This is a genomic window from Stieleria sp. (assembly GCF_041595215.1).
Taxonomy (GTDB): domain Bacteria; phylum Planctomycetota; class Planctomycetia; order Pirellulales; family Pirellulaceae; genus Stieleria; species Stieleria magnilauensis.
The window spans coordinates 1-5,070 of record NZ_JBFHKV010000620.1; the positions used below are offsets into that span (position 1 = coordinate 1).

The window sequence follows — 5,070 nt, forward strand, 5'->3', positions numbered from 1 at the left end:
AAAAATTCGCACTCCGCACGTTTTTTTCGCCGCGTTAGAATACTCATCCTGCTGGAATTTCTCGTCTTTGCAGGGAAATGACCGTTCGGTCTATCTTCAAAGCCAGAGTTCCATCGGAGGACAAGTGTCTAATCTGTTTCGCCGCGTTTCTCGTCTATTGTCAGGTCAGGCAAATTCGAATCGGGACCGGGCTTCATTCAAACGGCGTCGGATCAGGCTATTGGAGTCACTGGAACAACGGGTCGTACTGGCGACGTTGGCTTGGTACCCACTTGATGAAGTCTCAGGCACGGTGGCGACGGATTCGTCAGGGAACGGTCACCACGGCACAGTCACCGGTGGTGCATGGACCAGCGGTCAGCTCGACGGAGCGATCGAGTTCAATGCCGACGGCAACATTTCCGTGCCCTCCGCCGCGCTGGCTACCGTCGACCAAGAGATAACTATCGCACTTTGGACTTACGGTGGGGACACACAACCGGTCAGCGACAGCATCTTGTACGGAGTCAATGCCGTAGGAGATCGAGTCTTCAATGTTCATCTGCCATTTACCAACGGCAGGGTCTACTGGGACGCAGGACAGGGCGCCGGATACGACAGGATCAACAAGGTTGCCGATCCGCTCGTTCATCGAGACTCCTGGCACCATTGGGCGTTTACCAAGAACGCGGCCACAGGCCGCATGAACATCTACCTTGATGGAGCACTGTGGCATAGCGGCACGGGCAAAACCAAGAGCATGGCCAGCGTCACCTCTTTTACGCTGGGTGCACAGACCAATGGTTCAGAAAGTTATGACGGTCTGTTGGATGACGTGCGCATTTATGACAATGAACTGACGTCCGCCGAAGTGTTGGATCTGTTCACGAGTACCACGTCCCCGAATACCGAAGAAGTGTTGACGACCAATCGTCCGCTGGCGGTCAATGATGGCGGCACGGTAATCATCACAAAGGCAAACTTGGAAGCGACCGATGCTGAGCAGTCTCCGTCCGAGCTGACGTACACGGTGACTAGCCTGCCCGCCAATGGAACGATGTATCGCTCAGGCACGGCGCTTGTTCAATACGACACCTTTACACAAGACGATCTCGATAACAACCGCGTGACGTACGGCCACAACAGCGGCCAAAGTACCACGGACAGTTTCACCTTTGTGGTCAACGATGGTTTTGGCACTGCGACCAGTGGTACGTTTCGTCTCGCCGTCGCCACCGTGGCGAACAGTCTGGCGGAATTGCGTGCTCTGGGTACGTCGGTCAACAACCGCTTGGTTGTGCTCAGTGTCACCGGAGGCGACCCGCACCCTGTGACCGGCGTCGTGACGCCCGGCGAGTATTGGATCAATGGGGACCATTACGCCGATCCCACCAATTCGGCTCCAGTTTTTATGGAACTCAGTGGAACCGGCAATACCTATGACTTGGCGGGTACGACGATCAAGCTCGACACTCGCAAGCTAGACGGATTCGGGCGCGCTCTTGGTCACGACAGTGGTGTCGACGTTGTGCGAGTTTCCGGATCCGGCAACGTCGTCAAAAACCTTACGGTGATCGGTGAGGACATTGCGCTCGACACCGACCCCAATGCGCAACGCTATGCGGATTGGGCGACGCAATACATTGAATTGAGTGGCGACGACAACACGATCGACGGGGTCACCGTCGTGACTCGGGGATCCAGAACGGATACCTATGGACTCGGCGACGCCTTTGGCAAGGGTTCGTCCGGAGGTGTGCAGCCATTCATCGGCCATCGCAAAGCAAGCGCATTTCGAGTTGGCGAAGCAACCAATGCGGTGATCAACAACATGCACTTGGACGTGAACACGTTCGGCCACGGATTCTTTGTGCAGCTATCGACGAACACAACGTTGACCAATAGCACCATCACCGGCGAACTGTTTTCATCACAAGGTGTCCTTGATCGACCCGAGTACCAAGAGTACGGGCACACGTTTTGGGGCAGGCCGATTCCGGAAGACATTCTTATCTCAGGTAACGAAGGCGGCGTTCGGATGTACACCGGCGCGTCCGGTTTGACGGTCGACAATGTGGTGGTCACCAACATGCGGACTGGGTTTGCCGTGACGCTCGGTTCGGGGACGATCACGCTGAACAATGTCGAAGCTTATGGAACAGAAAACGCATTTAACTTCAAGTCGAACACCACCATCACGAACGCCAAGGGGAACGTCGTCAACGGGCCGTTGATCGTTGTTGATAAAGACAATTCGGCCAACTCATCGATCGATGTCGAACTGGTAGGCGCGGCGCCCATCAATCACGGCTCGGCGATCGCTTACGTCAGCGGGAACAACGTGGACGTCAATATCACCAGCAACCTGCCGGCGTCGTACTTCGGCGACGCACACGTGTTTCGTGCGTCGCAGTTCTACGCGGATAACTGGCGCGAGGATCCGAGCGTCGTCGACCTGGATCTGGCGGGCTACGATCATGTGAACTCGGTCATCACCAACAACACGAACATGACGCTGGTGCTCGGCGAGCAAGCAACGGGCAACACCGGCAGCTCTCTTGGTCCGGTTATCACCAACGGACGGGAAAACTACTACGATGGGATTTCGCTGGTTCCGACCGGCACGCGGACGATTGTTCAGCACGTTGCAGGCTTGGGCAACAACGGAACGGCTACCGATGGTTCGCTGGAGACCAACGCGTCGATTGTCGCTGATGGCGGAACGCTGGAGCTACAGTCAGAGATCCGGATCACGAACGAGAAACTGACGATCACTGGTGATGGAGTTGACGGAAAAGGGGCACTCTACACGGTGGGGGCGGTTGGCAGTGGGACTCGCTTCGGATCTTCCAACAACGGCGACGAAAGCACGATCTTTCTAGACGGTGATGCGTCGATTGGCGTGGGTGTCGCCGGTAACCAATTGCTGGTCGGACGGATCCAGGGGGCCGGAGACCTCACCAAACTCGGTGCGGGCGAATTGGTCATGAGCAAGTCCAGCAACTACGACGGAAATCTGGTCGTCGCCGAAGGTCACATCACGGGGCGATCCGGCATCGTCCGAAATGACCTTGCGGTCGCGGCGGGAGCCTCCATTTCGGCCATCAGCAACAGCGCTTTTAATACCCCAGGGGACGTCAATCTTGACGGCGTGCTGGATCTCAATGCCCGTTCCAGCACCTTCATCAGCAACCTGAGCGGCACGATCGGCGCGCTCAACGGCAGCGGCAGCATCACGTCCTCCAACAGCACAGTCGGTTCCGGCGGAGCACTGACCTTCTCCAGCGACACCGACGGATTCTTCGCCGGCACGATCGACGGCGAGGTCAGCCTGGTCAAGTCCGGCGCGGGGACACAGGCACTGGCCGGAACCATGACCCACACGCGTACGACGACCATCGATGGCGGAGTCTTGCAAGTTGACGGAACCCACACCGGCGGCCTTGACTACTCCGTCAATGCCAATGGCACTCTTGGCGGCAACGGATCCATCGGCTCGTCGGTCACCGTGAACGCAGCGGGGCATCTTGCACCTGGCGCGAGCGCCGGAAGCCTTTCCGTAAACGCGGTGACGTTGTCATCAGGCGCGTTCTTCGATGTGGAGCTTGCAGGGGCGACTGCAGGATCAGAATACGACCAATTGATCGCAAACTCAGCGACACTTGGCGGGACGCTGACTGTTTCATTGCTGCCGTCCGGTGAGACAATTTATTTCCCTTCGGCGACGGAAACGTTTACTGTTCTTGTTTCCGCCACAAGTTTGTCGGGAACCTTTGAAAACGTGGCCAGTGGCCAGCGGCTTGAGACGATTGGCGGCGAAGGAACATTTCTCGTCACGTACAGTGGGACGAGCAACACTGTATTGCTTTCCGACTTTGATCGGCTTCCCTACGACTTTGGCGACGCACCCGCATCCTACGGAACGTTGGCCACTCACTCTGGTGCCCGGCATGGTGGCACAGGACCACGCTTGGGTGCTCTGCGTGACTTGGAATTGGACGGACAGCCAAGCGGGTTGGCAACTGGCGATGGCGATGACGAAGACGGTGTGTTGTTCGGCAGCATTGGAATCGGTAACCCGATGGCCGGTGTAAACATCGACCTTCAAAACGCCAGTCACGCGAAAGTGGATGCCTGGATCGATTTCGATGGAGACGGGATTTGGCAGGCAGATGAAAAGATCCTTGACGACAGGGCCGTGATTGCCGGACTACAAACACTCAACTATTCGTTGCCGTCAACTGCTCCGATGGGTCAAGCCATCGCTCGCGTACGGCTCAGTTCCGCCGGTGGACTACAGCCAACGGGTGCTGCCGCCGATGGCGAAGTCGAAGACTACGTGGTTACCATCGGCCAGGCCATCTCGCCTGAGGTGGAAAGTGTTGTGGTCAATCGAGGCCAATCGCAGCGTTCACGCGTCACCGAAGTGTCCGTCAGTTTCAACACGGAAGTCGTCGCATCAGTTGGAGCGTTTTCCGTTCGCAATCGCGAAACCAATCAGGAAGTCAATCTCGCGCTCAACTCGGAAGTCGAAAACGGAAAAACGGTTGCCACACTCACCTTCCTTTCGGGGCCAGGGGTTGTCGACGCGGCGAACGGTCGGCACTCACTTGATACAGGCAACTACGAACTGTTGATTACCGGATCGATGATCAGCGCCGGTGGCACGGCAATGAGCGGTGACTACACGTACGGTGACCAAGCGACGGACCTGTTTTTTCAACTTTTTGGTGACAGCGATGGAGACCGCGACGTGGACGGTCAAGACTACGGTCGATTCGGCTTGGCATTCTTGGCGGCCTTTTCAGATCCGAAATTCAACGAATCATTCGACTACGATCAAGACAACGACGTCGATGGGCAAGACTATGGGCGATTTGGACGGAGTTTCCTAAAACAACTCAGCTTCGGCCAATAGAACATCCCAGCCCGCTCTGGCAATTCGTGGGATGGGCAGCCCTCCGGCTCAGCGTTGGGGCGATCAGGGCGGAGCCCTGTACGCAGACGCGCCTCAACGAAAGCGGCCGGTGGGAATCGGTCCTACTTAACTTGCATGTCGATGCGAATGACAGGCAGGGTGCCATCATTGCC

General features: G+C 56.9%; 1 protein-coding gene. It reads left to right on the plus strand.

The genetic code is table 11. From position 1 onward, the window contains the following. Positions 1 to 220: 220 nt before the first annotated feature. The gene (locus tag ABX749_RS21225; protein WP_372897737.1) at positions 221 to 4,897 is read left to right on the plus strand and encodes a cadherin-like domain-containing protein; all 4,677 of its coding nucleotides are present in this window, start codon (positions 221 to 223) and stop codon (positions 4,895 to 4,897) included. The last annotated feature ends 173 nt before the right edge of the window (positions 4,898 to 5,070 follow it).